13 protein-coding genes are annotated in these 13,554 nt (G+C 71.1%); all 13 read left to right on the top strand.

Annotated features, from left to right (window positions below):
* The first annotated feature begins 131 nt into the window (after positions 1-131).
* The 13 genes from ACTFAP_RS01865 to ACTFAP_RS01805 all read left to right on the top strand — a co-directional run bounded on the left by ACTFAP_RS01865 (position 132) and on the right by ACTFAP_RS01805 (position 13,540).
* Positions 132-1,085 carry an IS481 family transposase gene (locus ACTFAP_RS01865; protein WP_500468041.1) on the top strand — a complete coding sequence of 318 codons (954 nt, stop codon included), beginning with the start codon at positions 132-134 and terminating at the stop codon, positions 1,083-1,085.
* A gap of 43 nt (positions 1,086-1,128) precedes the next feature.
* Positions 1,129-1,677, top strand: a complete 549-nt coding sequence (locus ACTFAP_RS01860) for a LemA family protein (protein ID WP_030727188.1) — start codon at positions 1,129-1,131, stop codon at positions 1,675-1,677.
* A gap of 153 nt (positions 1,678-1,830) precedes the next feature.
* Entirely contained in the window at positions 1,831-2,745 is a 915-nt protein-coding gene (pdxS, locus tag ACTFAP_RS01855; RefSeq protein ID WP_400011303.1) for a pyridoxal 5'-phosphate synthase lyase subunit PdxS, read from the top strand.
* A gap of 5 nt (positions 2,746-2,750) precedes the next feature.
* A complete protein-coding gene (pdxT, locus tag ACTFAP_RS01850; RefSeq protein WP_500468040.1) occupies positions 2,751-3,368 on the top strand; it encodes a pyridoxal 5'-phosphate synthase glutaminase subunit PdxT in 618 nt (205 codons plus the stop codon).
* 61 nt (positions 3,369-3,429) lie between these two features.
* Positions 3,430-4,182: a YebC/PmpR family DNA-binding transcriptional regulator gene (locus tag ACTFAP_RS01845; protein ID WP_030727170.1), complete on the top strand. Its 753-nt coding sequence runs from the start codon at positions 3,430-3,432 to the stop codon at positions 4,180-4,182.
* Positions 4,183-4,264: 82 nt separating this feature from the next.
* Positions 4,265-4,828, top strand: a complete 564-nt coding sequence (ruvC, locus tag ACTFAP_RS01840) for a crossover junction endodeoxyribonuclease RuvC (RefSeq protein WP_500468038.1) — start codon at positions 4,265-4,267, stop codon at positions 4,826-4,828.
* Complete coding sequence (gene ruvA / locus ACTFAP_RS01835; protein WP_500468037.1) at positions 4,825-5,451, top strand: Holliday junction branch migration protein RuvA; 627 nt, start codon at positions 4,825-4,827, stop codon at positions 5,449-5,451. The genes ruvC and ruvA overlap by 4 nt, the downstream gene beginning before the upstream one ends.
* A gap of 37 nt (positions 5,452-5,488) precedes the next feature.
* Positions 5,489-6,559: a Holliday junction branch migration DNA helicase RuvB gene (gene ruvB / locus ACTFAP_RS01830; protein WP_495683228.1), complete on the top strand. Its 1,071-nt coding sequence runs from the start codon at positions 5,489-5,491 to the stop codon at positions 6,557-6,559.
* A gap of 161 nt (positions 6,560-6,720) precedes the next feature.
* Positions 6,721-7,191 (top strand): preprotein translocase subunit YajC, encoded by a 471-nt coding sequence (yajC, locus tag ACTFAP_RS01825; protein ID WP_495683227.1) that lies wholly within the window; start codon positions 6,721-6,723, stop codon positions 7,189-7,191.
* Between the two features lie 116 nt (positions 7,192-7,307).
* Positions 7,308-9,170: a protein translocase subunit SecD gene (gene secD, locus ACTFAP_RS01820; RefSeq protein ID WP_390125125.1), complete on the top strand. Its 1,863-nt coding sequence runs from the start codon at positions 7,308-7,310 to the stop codon at positions 9,168-9,170.
* A gap of 1 nt (position 9,171) precedes the next feature.
* Entirely contained in the window at positions 9,172-10,314 is a 1,143-nt protein-coding gene (secF, locus tag ACTFAP_RS01815) for a protein translocase subunit SecF (RefSeq protein WP_500468036.1), read from the top strand.
* A 4-nt stretch (positions 10,315-10,318) separates the two neighbouring features.
* Complete coding sequence (locus ACTFAP_RS01810) at positions 10,319-10,879, top strand: adenine phosphoribosyltransferase (RefSeq protein ID WP_500468035.1); 561 nt, start codon at positions 10,319-10,321, stop codon at positions 10,877-10,879.
* Between the two features lie 231 nt (positions 10,880-11,110).
* The gene (locus ACTFAP_RS01805) at positions 11,111-13,540 is read left to right on the top strand and encodes a RelA/SpoT family protein (protein ID WP_030727139.1); all 2,430 of its coding nucleotides are present in this window, start codon (positions 11,111-11,113) and stop codon (positions 13,538-13,540) included.
* The last annotated feature ends 14 nt before the right edge of the window (positions 13,541-13,554 follow it).

Raw genomic sequence — 13,554 nt, 5'->3', positions numbered from 1 at the left:
CAGACAAGCCCTAGTTGTACTGATCACAGAGGTTGGTGACGGGGTTCACGGTTGGTTGGTCTTGATATGGGTGAGGGCCTTCTGGCCTGGTGTGGATTGCGACATCTGCACCGGCGACCAGAAAGGCCCTCGTGCCTCACCGTAACGCACCCCTGACCGAGACCGGCCGTCTGCGGCTTGCCCGCTGCGTCGTGGATGACGGATGGCCTCTGCGCCGGGCCGCTGAACGCTTCCAGGTCTCACCCACCACCGCGGCACGGTGGGCGGCCCGCTACCGCGAACAGGGCGAGGGCGGGATGTGCGACCGGACCTCCCGGCCACGCAGCAGCCCGCGCCGGACCCCGACCCGCACCGAACGCCGGATCATCAAGGTCCGCGTGGTGCGTCGGTGGGGGCCGGCACGGATCGCTCATCTGCTGCGGCTGGTGCCCTCCACGGTCCACCGGGTCCTGACCCGTTACCGGCTGGCCCGGCTCACGCATCTGGACCGGGCCACCGGCCGCGTCATACGCCGCTACGAACGCGAACGGCCCGGCGAACTCGTGCACGTCGACATCAAGAGACTCGGCAACATTCCCGACGGTGGCGGACACAAGGTCCTGGGCCGCCAGGCAGGCCGCAAGACCCGCGCGGGCGCCGGCTACAGCTATCTGCACACCGCCGTCGATGACTACTCCCGCCTCGCCTACAGCGAGATCCACACCGACGAGAGGAAAGACACCGCCGCCGCGTTCTGGCAACGCGCCCAGGCGTTCTTCGAGCAAGCCGGAATCACCGTCGAACGCGTCCTGACCGACAACGGGGCCTGTTACCGGTCCCACGACTGGCGCCAGGCCATGGCCCAGGCCGGGATCGCTCACAAGCGAACCCGGCCCTACCGGCCCCAGACCAACGGCAAGGTTGAGCGGCTGAACCGGACCTTGCTGGACGAGTGGGCCTACGCCCGCCCCTACCGGACCGAGCAGGAACGACGCGACGCGTTCCCGCAATGGCTACACACCTACAATCACCACCGCGGACACACCGCGCTCGCAGGCAAACCACCCGCCAGCCGCGTCCCCAACCTCACAGGGCAATACAACTAGTCGCGTCCGGCGCCGCGCCGGTGGCCCGATAGGGTGACCGGCCGTGACTCTTCTCAGTTGGCCCCTGTGGATCGCCCTCGCGCTGGTGCTGGTCGGCGTGTACCTCAGCTGGACGGCCGGACGGCTGGACCGGCTGCACGCCCGGATCGACGCGGCCCGCGCCGCGCTCGACGCGCAGTTGCTGCGCCGCGCCTCCGTCGCGCAGGAGGTGGCGACCTCGGGCATCTTCGATCCGGCCGCCTCCATGGTGCTCAACCAGGCCGCGCACGCCGCGCGGCAGGCCGAGGACGAGCAGCGCGAGGTCGCCGAGAGCGAGCTGAGCCAGGCGCTGCGCGCGGTGCTGGGGGAGAGCGACCAGGTCGAGGCGGTGCGCGAGGCCCCCGGCGGGGAGGACACCGTGCGTGAGCTGGAGGCCGCGGTGCGCCGGGTGCCCATGGCGCGGCGGTTCCACAACGACGCGGTGCGGGCGGCCCGCGCGCTGCGCCGCCACCGTACGGTGCGCTGGTTCCGGCTGGCCGGGCACGCGCCCTTCCCGCTCGCCTTCGAGATGGACGACGAGCCGCCGGCCGCGCTCACCGCCGCAGGCCACTGACCACGGATTGGCCCTTGCCGCACGACCGGCCACCGGGTGTCATCGCATGCGGTGGCCCCGGTCGCCGCCCGGGAACCGGGCCGTTCGTGGCTCCCGCTCGTCCGGGCCTACGATGGTCATGTCGCATTATTAACTGCCGAGTGAGGTCAATTCGTGTCCAGCACGTCCCCCAGCACCCCTCAGACCCCCGAGACCGGCACCGCCCGCGTCAAGCGCGGCATGGCCGAGCAGCTCAAGGGCGGCGTGATCATGGACGTCGTCACCCCCGAGCAGGCGAAGATCGCCGAGGACGCCGGAGCGGTCGCGGTCATGGCCCTGGAGCGGGTGCCGGCTGACATCCGCAAGGACGGCGGGGTCGCCCGGATGTCCGACCCCGACATGATCGACGGCATCATCGAGGCCGTCTCCATCCCCGTGATGGCCAAGTCCCGCATCGGCCACCTCGTGGAGGCCCAGGTCCTTCAGGCGCTGGGCGTGGACTACATCGACGAGTCCGAGGTGCTGACCCCGGCCGACGAGGTCAACCACACCGACAAGTGGTCCTTCACCACCCCCTTCGTCTGCGGTGCCACCAACCTCGGCGAGGCCCTGCGCCGGATCTCCGAGGGCGCCGCCATGATCCGTTCCAAGGGCGAGGCCGGCACCGGCAACGTCGTCGAGGCGGTCCGGCACATGCGGCAGATCAAGGGCGACATCGGCCGGCTGCGCGCCCTGGACAACCACGAGCTGTTCGCCGCGGCCAAGGAGCTGCGCGCCCCGTACGAGCTGGTCCGCGAGGTCGCCGAGCTGGGCAAGCTGCCCGTCGTGCTGTTCTCCGCGGGTGGTGTCGCCACCCCCGCCGACGCCGCGCTGATGCGCCAGCTCGGCGCCGAGGGCGTCTTCGTCGGCTCCGGCATCTTCAAGTCCGGCGACCCGGCCCAGCGCGCCGCCGCCATCGTCAAGGCCACCACCTTCTACGACGACCCCAAGGTCATCGCCGAGGTCTCCCGCGGCCTGGGCGAGGCCATGGTCGGCATCAACATCGACACCCTGCCCGAGACCGAGCGCTACGCAGGGCGCGGCTGGTAATCGCGATGACTGCGACACCCCCCACGAGCACGCCCACCGCCCCGGTGGTGGGCGTGCTCGCCCTCCAGGGCGACGTGCGGGAGCACCTGGCCGCGCTCACCGCCGTGGGCGCCGAGGCCAGGGCCGTCCGCCGCCCCGCCGAACTCGACGCGGTACAGGGTCTGGTGCTCCCCGGCGGGGAGTCCACCACGATCTCCAAGCTGGCCACCGCCTTCGGCCTGCTGGAGCCGCTGCGCGAGCGGGTACGGGCCGGGCTGCCGGTCTACGGCTCCTGCGCCGGCATGATCCTGCTCGCCGACAAGATCCTCGACCCGCGCTCGGGCCAGGAGACCATCGGCGGCATCGACATGATCGTGCGCCGCAACGCCTTCGGCCGGCAGAACGAGTCCTTCGAGGCCGCCGTCGACCTCGAAGGGGTGAGCGGCGGCCCCGTGCACGGGGTGTTCATCCGCGCACCGTGGGTGGAGTCGCTGGGCGCCGGCGCCACCGCGCTGGCCCGTCACGAGGGCCATCCGGTCGCGGTACGGCAGGGAAACCTGCTGGCCACGGCCTTCCACCCGGAGCTGACCGGCGACCACCGGGTCCACGCGCTGTTCACCGAGATGGTGCGGCGGGCGGATTGACCCGCTGGCGGTAGGATCTCCGGCACTGGTTTCTGTTGGTGACATCTGAAGGAGCAAGGCTGTGTCCGGCCACTCTAAGTGGGCTACCACCAAGCACAAGAAGGCCGTGATCGATGCCAAGCGCGGCAAGCTCTTCGCCAAGCTGATCAAGAACATCGAGGTCGCGGCCCGGACCGGCGGTGCCGATCTGGACGGCAACCCCACGCTGTACGACGCCGTGCAGAAGGCGAAGAAGAATTCCGTCCCGAACACCAACATCGACCGCGCCGTCAAGCGTGGTGCCGGTCTTGAGGCGGGCGGCGCCGACTATCAGACGATCATGTACGAGGGCTACGGTCCCAACGGCGTCGCGGTGCTCATCGAGTGCCTCACCGACAACCGCAACCGGGCCGCCTCGGACGTGCGCGTCGCCATGACCCGCAACGGCGGCTCGATGGCCGACCCGGGCTCCGTGTCGTACCTGTTCAACCGCAAGGGCGTCATCATCGTCCCCAAGGCCGACCGTGCCGAGGACGACGTGCTGGACGCCGTGCTGGAGGCCGGCGCCGAGGAGGTCAACGACCTCGGCGAGTCCTTCGAGGTGGTCAGCGAGGCCACCGACCTGGTCGCGGTGCGCACCGCCCTCCAGGACGCCGGCATCGACTACGACTCGGCCGACGCCAGCTTCCTGCCCACCATGCAGGTGGAGCTGGACGAGGACGGCGCGCGCAAGATCTTCAAGCTGATCGACGCGCTGGAGGACAGCGACGACGTGCAGAACGTCTTCGCCAACTTCGATGTCGCCGACGACATCATGGCGAAGGTCGACGCCTGACGCCCGCTCACCCCCCTTGTCAGCGGGGGCCGATAGCCTTCGGGCCGAGTGCCGGTCACGGCACGGGGAGCGAGGGAGTGCGGTGCGGGTATTGGGCGTGGACCCGGGGCTGACCCGCTGCGGGGTCGGCGTGGTGGACGGCGACGCCGGGCGTCCGCTGCGGATGGTCGCGGTCGGCGTGGTCCGTACCCCCGCCGAGCAGGACACCCCCGAGCGGCTGGTGCTTATCGAGCGCGGTATCGAGGAATGGCTCGATGAGCACCGACCCGAGGCGGTCGCGGTGGAACGGGTCTTCAGCCAGCACAACGTGCGCACCGTGATGGGCACCGCCCAGGCCAGCGCCGTGGCCATGCTGTGCGCCGCCCGGCGCGGCCTGCCGGTGGCCCTGCACACCCCCAGCGAGGTCAAGGCCGCCGTCACCGGCAGCGGCCGGGCCGACAAGGCCCAGGTCGGCGCCATGGTCACCCGGCTGCTGCGGCTGTCGGCACCACCCAGACCGGCCGACGCCGCCGACGCGCTCGCCCTGGCCATCTGTCACATCTGGCGCGGCGCCGCCCAGCAGCGGCTGGCGCGGGCCACCGCGGCCGCCCCCGGCGCGCGGCGCACCCCGCCCGTACGAGTTGCGAAGGGCACCATCGAACCGTGATCGCCTTTGTCCAAGGACCCGTCGCCGCCCTCGCCCCCGACACCGCCGTGGTGGAGGTCGGCGGCGTCGGCATGGCCCTGCAGTGCACCCCGGGCACCCTCGCCGCACTGCGGGTGGGGGAGAACGCCCGGCTGGCCACCTCGCTGGTGGTCCGCGAGGACTCCCTGACCCTGTACGGATTCGCCGACGACGACGAGCGGCAGGTCTTCGAGCTGCTCCAGACCGCCTCCGGCGTCGGCCCCCGCCTGGCCCAGGCCATGCTCGCGGTGCACAGCCCGGACGGACTGCGCCGGGCGATCGCCGCCGGGGACGAGAAGGCGCTGACCGCCGTCCCCGGCATCGGGAAGAAGGGGGCGCAGAAGCTCCTCCTCGAACTCAAGGACCGGCTCGGCGAGCCGGTCGGCGGCCCCCGCCGCCCCGCCGCCCCCGCCCCCTCCGGGCCGCCCGACTGGCGCGAGCAGCTGATGACCGCGCTCACCGGCCTGGGATACGCCCCCCGGGAGGCCGAGGAGGCGATCACGACCATCGCCCCGCAGGCCGAGGCGGTCGCCGCCGACGGCACCCAGGTCCCGGTCCCGCGCCTGCTGCGCGCCGCCCTGCAAACCCTCAACCGCGCCCGCTGAACACGGGGCCATCCGGAAGAAGACGAGGACAGCCCCGATGAACTGGGACGAAGAGCCACCGCAGGACACCGGCCGGCTGGTGGGTGCCACCGCCGAGGGCGAGGAGCTGGCGGCCGAGGCCGCGCTGCGGCCCAAGGACCTGACGGAATTCGTCGGCCAGCCCAAGGTCCGCGAGCAGCTGGACCTGGTGCTGCGCGCCGCCCGGGCCCGCGGCGGCACCGCCGACCACGTGCTGCTCTCCGGCGCCCCCGGGCTCGGCAAGACCACGCTGTCCCTGATCATCGCCGCCGAGATGGGCGCCCCCATCCGCATCACCTCGGGGCCCGCCATCCAGCACGCCGGAGATCTCGCCGCGATCCTGTCCTCGCTCACCGAGGGCGAGGTGCTGTTCCTCGACGAGATCCACCGGATGTCCCGGCCGGCCGAGGAAATGCTCTACATGGCCATGGAGGATTTCCGCGTCGACGTCATCGTCGGCAAGGGCCCCGGTGCCACCGCCATCCCGCTGGAGCTGCCGCCCTTCACCCTGGTCGGGGCCACCACCCGGGCCGGACTGCTGCCGCCGCCGCTGCGCGACCGCTTCGGCTTCACCGGCCACATGGAGTTCTACGCCCCCGCCGAGCTGGAGCGGGTCATCCAGCGCTCCGCGCGGCTGCTGGAGGTGGAGACCACCGACGGCGGAGCGGCCGAGATCGCCGGCCGGTCCCGGGGCACCCCCCGCATCGCGAACCGGCTGCTGCGCCGGGTGCGGGACTACGCCCAGGTCAAGGGGGACGGGGTGGTCACGCGGGAGGCGGCGTCCCGGGCCCTGGCGGTCTTCGAGGTGGACGGCCGGGGCCTTGACCGGCTGGACCGCTCCGTCCTGGAAGCGCTGCTGAAGCTGTTCGGCGGCGGCCCGGTGGGCCTGTCCACGCTGGCCGTGGCGGTGGGGGAGGAGCGCGAGACCGTCGAGGAGGTCGCCGAGCCGTTCCTGGTGCGCGAGGGACTGCTGGCCCGTACCCCCCGGGGCCGGGTGGCCACCCCCGCGGCCTGGGAGCACCTCGGACTGCGGCCCCCGCAGGGCGCGGCGGCGGCCGGCGGGTCACCAGAAGGCTTGTTCGAGTCCTGATCGCACGGGCTTACGCTGGAACGGAACTCCGATAGCATCCGAGACGTTGTTCCCCAGGCGCAGCCTCGTTAGACTCCGCCGACGTCATCCGACCCGGACGGCGCCCCCGCCCCCCGAATACACGGCCGCGTCAGCGGTTATACGAAGGAAATTCCTCCACCGTGGATATCGCTTTTCTCTTCCCCTTCATTCTTCTCATCGGCGTCATGTTCCTGATGTCGCGGTCGGCCAAGAACCGGCAGCGGCAGGCCATGGAAATGCGTGACTCGATGGAGCCCGGCACCGGCGTGCGGACCATCGGCGGGATGTATGCCGAGGTCAAGGAGGTGCGGGAGGACACCGTCCTCCTGGAGCTCTCCTCCGGTACGCAGGCCCTGTTCGCCAAGAACGCCATCGGGGCGGTGCTCGACGACGATGAGTACCAGCGCATCCTGAGCGGTGAGTCGCCCTACGACGACGAGGACGCCCCGGTCGTACCGGACGACGCCTCCTCCCTGACCGAGGGCGCCGACGCGGATGACACGGACCGGGTCGAGCTGGGGAAGAAGGACGGCGCCGAGGCCGCCGCCGACGGCGACGCCAAGACCGACGACTCCACGCGCGACGGGGAGAACGGGTCCACCAAGTCCTGAGCCGCCGGTGCCGCCCGCCCCGCCGGGGCACGGGCGCACCGGTCCGCCCGTCCATCACCCCGCCCGTCCGCGTGGCCGGCACCGGGCGCGGGTCGTAGGCAGAGAGAGACGAGAAGGTGGCGACACCGAAGAACGACTTCCGGTCCCCCAGGAAGCGGGACCTGTCCGGAGGTCAGGGGAAGCCGTGGCGCCCCCTGGTGCTGATCGTGCTGATCGTGGCGGGGCTCACGGCGGGGATGTTCGCCTCCGGGCACACCACCCCGCGGCTGGGCATCGACCTGGCCGGGGGCACCAGCATCACGCTCTCGGCGACGACGGACGAGAAGAACCAGTCCGCGATCAACCCGACCAATCTGAACACCGCCGTCTCGATCATCGAGCGCCGGGTCAACGGTCTGGGTGTCCAGGAAGCCGAGGTCCAGACCCAGGGCGACCGGAACATCATCGTCAACATCCCCAAGGGCACCGACAGCGAACAGGCCAGGCAGCAGGTCGGCACCACCGCCGAACTGGGCTTCCGGCCGGTGCTCTCGGTGGGCTCGGCGCTCCCGCTGCCCGACGACGGCGGTGACGGCACCGAACAGGGTGACGGCACCGACCCGGGCACGGACGAGGACGCCGGCCAGGGCGAGGAATCCGCCGACACCGGGGACACGGACGGCGCGGGGGACTCCGCGGACACCGGCGACACCGGGGACGGGGGCGAGAGCGGCGACCAGGGCGAGGGCACCACGGACCAGAGCCTGGCCCCGTCCGGCAGCGGCGCAGCCACCGCCACCACCGCCTCCTTCCGTACGGACGACGCCGCCACGGACGACTCCGGCGACACCGCCGAGGACCCCGCCACCGACCCGGCCCAGCAGGAGGCCGCGGATCTCCAGGCCCGCCTCGAGGCGCTCGACTGCTCCACCGACGACTCCCGGAACGCCGCCCGCGAGGCGGCCGCCCAGGCGGACACCGACCAGCCCATCGTCTCCTGTGACACGGACGGCGTCTGGAAGTACGCCCTGGGCCCGGTCGCCGTGCCCGGCACCGGCGTGAGCAGCGCCAACGCGATCTACGAGACCCAGCGCGGTCAGGGCTGGATCGTCCAGATGGAGTTCACCAACTCCGGCGCCAACCAGTTCGCGGACGTCACCGGCGAGCTGGCCGCCCTGCCCTCGCCGCAGAACCAGTTCGCCATCGTGCTGGACGGCGAGACCGTCTCCGCGCCCAGCGTCGCCCAGCGGCTGTCCGGCGGCAACGCCGAGATCTCCGGCACCTTCGACCAGGAGAGCGCCGAGAACCTGGCCAACGTCCTGAAGTTCGGCGCGCTGCCGCTGACCTTCGAGGAGTCCAGCGTCACCACCGTGTCGCCCATGCTGGGCGGCGAGCAGCTGAAGGCCGGTCTGATCGCCGGTGGGATCGGTCTCGCCCTGGTGGTGCTCTACATGCTCGTCTACTACCGGGGTCTGTCGCTGATCGCGCTCGCCTCGCTGGTGGTCTCCGGCATCCTCACCTACTCGATCATGGCCCTGCTCGGCCCGGCCATCGGCTTCGCGCTGAACCTGCCGGCCGTCTGTGGCGCGATCGTCGCCATCGGTATCACCGCCGACTCCTTCATCGTCTACTTCGAACGCATAAGGGACGAGATCCGCGAGGGCCGCACGCTGCGCACCGCCGTGGAACGGGGCTGGCCACGCGCCCGGCGCACCATCCTGGTCTCCGACTTCGTCTCCTTCCTGGCAGCGGCCGTGCTCTTCGTGGTCTCGGTCGGCAAGGTGCAGGGCTTCGCCTTCACCCTGGGTCTGACCACGGCCCTGGACGTCGTCGTGGTCTTCCTGTTCACCAAGCCGGTCATGACGATCCTGGCCAAGAAGAAGTTCTTCTCCGGCGGCCACCCCTGGTCCGGGCTCGACCCCAAGCGTCTGGGCATCCAGCCCCCGATGCGCCGCAGCTACAAGCCGGTCACCGTTCCCAGCGACCCGAAGGAGGCGTGAGATGTCACGGCTCGGTGATATCGGAGCCAAGCTCCACCGCGGTGAGATCGGCTACGACTTCGTCGGCAAGCGCCGGCTGTGGTACGGCGTCTCCATCCTCATCACGATCCTCGCCTTCGCCGGCCTCGGGGTCCGGGGCCTGCACATGGGCGTGGAGTTCGAGGGCGGGGCGGTCTTCACCACGGAGGCCACCGATGTCAGCGTGGAGCGGGCCAGGGAGGTCGCCGAGGAGGCGTCCGGCAGCCAGGCCCTGGTGCAGTCCCTGGGCAACGACGGGTCGCTGCGGATCCAGGTCTCCGGCCTGGACACCGATCAGTCCAACATCACCCGCGAAGCACTCGCCGAAGAGCTGGGCATCCCCACTCAGGAACTGAACGCGGAACTCGTCGGCCCCAGCTGGGGCTCCCAGATCGCCAACAAGGCCTGGCAGGGTCTCGCCATCTTCATGGTGCTGGTAGTGATCTACCTCGCCATCGCCTTCGAGTGGCGTATGGCCATGGCGGCGCTGATCGCGCTCATCCACGACCTCACCATCACGGTCGGGGTGTACGCGCTGGTGGGCTTCGAGGTCACCCCGGGCACGGTGATCGGTCTGCTGACCATCCTCGGCTACTCGCTGTACGACACGGTGGTCGTCTTCGACGGTCTGAAGGAGACCACGAAGAACTTCACCAAGCAGACCAACTACACCTACGGCGAGCTGGCCAACCGCTCCCTGAACGGCACCCTGGTGCGGTCGATCAACACCTCGGTCGTCGCGCTGCTGCCGGTGGCCGCGCTGCTGTTCATCGGTGGCGGGGTGCTGGGCGGCGGGATGCTCAACGACATCGCGCTGTCGCTGTTCGTGGGTCTGACGGCCGGTGCCTACTCCTCCATCGTGATCGCCACCCCGATGGTCGCCGACTTCAAGATGCACGAGCCCTCGATCAAGGCGCACGACAAGAAGGTGCTGGCCAAGCGGGCGAAGCGCGAGGCGGAGGAGAAGACCGGCACGGGGTCCGAGGCCGAGGCCGACGACACGCCAGGGGACGCGGGCGACGACGAGGGCCCGGACGAGAGCGCGGCCGGCGCCGTGGTCGGTCCGCGGCGCCAGCCGGTCTCCCGCTCCCGGGGCCGCAACCGCCCGTCCGGAAAGCGGCGGTGAACCGATGACCTCGGTGACCCCCGACGCGGCCGGGCTGCGGGAACTCCTGCTCGACCGCATCCGTGATGTGCCGGACTACCCCGAGCCGGGCGTGGTCTTCAAGGACATCACCCCGCTGCTCGCCGATCCGGCCGCCTTCGGCGCCCTCACCGACGCCCTGGCGGAGATCGCCCTGACCAGCGGCGCCACCAAGGTGGTCGCCCTGGAGGCCCGCGGCTTCATCCTGGCCGCCCCGGTGGCCGTACGCGCCGGCATCGGCTTCATCCCGGCCCGCAAGGCCGGCAAGCTCCCCGGCGCCACCCTCGGGCAGCGCTACGAGCTGGAGTACGGCACGGCGGAGATAGAGATCCACGCCGAGGACCTCAGCGCCCACGACCGGGTGCTGGTGATCGACGACGTGCTGGCCACCGGCGGGACCGCCGAGGCGGCACTGCGACTGATCCGCCGGGCCGGCGCCCAGGTGGCGGGGCTCGCGGTGCTGCTGGAGCTGTCCTTCCTCTCCGGCCGCGACCGGGTGCTGTCCGAGCTGGACGGCGCCCCGCTGCACTCCCTCATCACGCTCTGACAACGGGCCTGAGCGCCCCGGAACCGTGCCCGGCACGGTTCCGGGGCGCTCGCGCGTCCGGGCCCCGCGCCGTCCGCCCGCACGGCGCCCGGCGGGAAGGGTTGGCCTAGGCTCGTTACCATGGCAGTCCGATCGTTTCCCGGCCGGACTCTCCTTGGGCCCCCGTGGCCCGGAGTACCGCTCCCTGTCCCGACCGCCCCCGGGCGGGACAGGGCCCGAGAAGGAGTGCCCTTGCCCGACGAGGCCCAGCCGCTCACCTCCACCCAGCGGAAGAACGCCGCACCGTCCCCGGCCACCACCCGGCGTGACGGTCCGGACAACCGCGCCCCGGCGCCCCCGGCCGCCGTCTCCGGGGTCTCGGGACGCTCGGGCTCCTCCAACCGGGTACGGGCCCGGCTCGCGCGGCTCGGTGTCCAGCGCTCCACCCCGTACAACCCGGTCCTGGAGCCCCTGCTGCGGGTGGTCCGCGCGAACGACCCCAAGGCCGACACCGCCGTGCTGCGCCAGATCGAGCGCGCCTACCAGGTCGCCGAGCGCTGGCACCGCGGCCAGAAGCGCAAGAGCGGCGACCCGTACATCACCCATCCGCTGGCGGTGACCACCATCCTCGCCGAGCTGGGCATGGACCCGGCCACCTTGATGGCGGGGCTGCTGCACGACACGGTGGAGGACACCGAGTACGGCCTGGACACCCTGCGCCGCGACTTCGGCGACCAGGTGGCGCTGCTGGTGGACGGCGTCACCAAGCTGGACAAGGTCAAGTTCGGCGAGGCCGCCCAGGCCGAGACCGTGCGCAAGATGGTGGTGGCCATGGCCAAGGACCCGCGGGTCCTGGTCATCAAGCTCGCCGACCGGCTGCACAACATGCGCACCATGCGGTTCCTCAAGCGGGAGAAGCAGGAGCAGAAGGCCCGCGAGACCCTGGAGATCTACGCCCCGCTGGCCCACCGGCTGGGCATGAACACCATCAAGTGGGAGCTGGAGGACCTGGCCTTCGCCATCCTCTACCCCAAGATGTACGACGAGATCGTCCGGCTGGTCGCCGAGCGCGCCCCCAAGCGCGACGAGTACCTGGCGACCGTCATCGACGAGGTCCTCGCCGATCTGCGCGGCGCCCGGATCAAGGCCACCGTCACCGGGCGGCCCAAGCACTACTACAGCGTCTACCAGAAGATGATCGTGCGCGGCCGGGACTTCGCCGAGATCTACGACCTGGTGGGCATCCGGGTCCTGGTGGACACGGTCCGCGACTGCTACGCGGCGCTCGGCACGGTCCACGCCCGCTGGAACCCGGTTCCTGGGCGGTTCAAGGACTACATCGCGATGCCGAAGTTCAACATGTACCAGTCGCTGCACACCACCGTGATAGGTCCTGGCGGCAAGCCCGTCGAACTCCAGATCCGCACCTTCGACATGCACCGGCGCGCCGAGTACGGCATCGCCGCGCACTGGAAGTACAAGCAGCAGGCCCAGGCCGGCGCCTCCAAGATCCGCTCCGACGCCCCCAAGAAGGGCGACAAGGGCGAGGGCGTCAACGACATGGCCTGGCTGCGGCAGCTGCTGGACTGGCAGAAGGAGACCGAGGACCCCGGGGAGTTCCTGGAGTCGCTGCGCTTCGACCTGTCCCGGCACGAGGTGTTCGTCTTCACGCCCAAGGGCGATGTGATCGCGCTGCCGGCCGGCTCCACCTCCGTGGACTTCGCCTACGCGGTGCACACCGAGGTCGGGCACCGCACCATAGGGGCCAAGGTGAACGGCCGGCTGGTGCCGCTGGAGTCCACCCTGGACAACGGCGACACCGTGGAGATCTTCACCTCCAAGGCGGAGGGCGCCGGACCCTCCCGGGACTGGCTGGGCTTCGTCAAGTCCCCGCGGGCCCGCAACAAGATCCGTGGCTGGTTCTCCAAGGAGCGCCGCGACGAGGCCATCGAGCAGGGCAAGGACCTGCTCACCCGCGCGGTGCGCAAGCAGAACCTGCCGATCCAGCACGTGCTCACCGGCGACTCGCTGGTCACCCTCGCCCACGAGATGCGCTACCCGGACATCTCCTCGCTCTACGCGGCGATCGGGGAGGGCCATGTGTCCGCGCCGAGCGTGGTGCAGAAGCTGGTGCAGGCCGTGGGCGGCGAGGAGGCCGCCAGCGAGGACATCGCCGAGACCGCCCCGCCGATGCCCACCCGTGGCCGGCGCCGTTCCAGCGCCGACCCCGGTGTGGTGGTCAAGGGCACCGACGACGTGTGGGTGAAGCTGGCCCGCTGCTGCACGCCGGTGCCCGGCGACCCGATCATCGGCTTCGTCACCCGGGGCAACGGCGTCTCGGTGCACCGCACCGACTGCGTGAACGTGGACGCGCTCTCCCGCGAGCCGGAGCGGATGCTCGCCGTGGAGTGGGCGCCCACCCAGTCCTCGGTCTTCCTGGTCGCCATCCAGGTCGAGGCGCTGGACCGCTCCCGGCTGCTGTCGGACGTCACCCGCGTGCTCTCCGACCAGCACGTCAACATCCTGTCCGCGGCGGTGCAGACCTCCCGGGACCGGGTCGCCACCTCCCGGTTCACCTTCGAGATGGGCGACCCCAAGCATCTGGGGCACGTCCTGAAGGCGGTACGCGGCGTCGAGGGCGTCTACGACGTCTACCGGGTGACCTCGGCCCGGCGCCCCTGACGGCGAACGGCGGT

The organism is Streptomyces sp. PH9007, from assembly GCF_059813725.1.
Note: the sequence above shows the minus strand (reverse complement) of the source record. Positions and strands in the feature narration are given on the sequence as shown.

Excerpts from the sequence above, each read along its gene's own strand:
- pdxT (WP_500468040.1), top strand. The coding sequence starts at position 2,751 with ATGACTGCGACACCCCCCACGAGCACGCCCACCGCCCCGGTGGTGGGC.
- ruvB (WP_495683228.1), top strand. The coding sequence starts at position 5,489 with ATGAACTGGGACGAAGAGCCACCGCAGGACACCGGCCGGCTGGTGGGT.
- secF (WP_500468036.1), top strand. The coding sequence starts at position 9,172 with ATGTCACGGCTCGGTGATATCGGAGCCAAGCTCCACCGCGGTGAGATC.
- ACTFAP_RS01810 (WP_500468035.1), top strand. The coding sequence starts at position 10,319 with ATGACCTCGGTGACCCCCGACGCGGCCGGGCTGCGGGAACTCCTGCTC.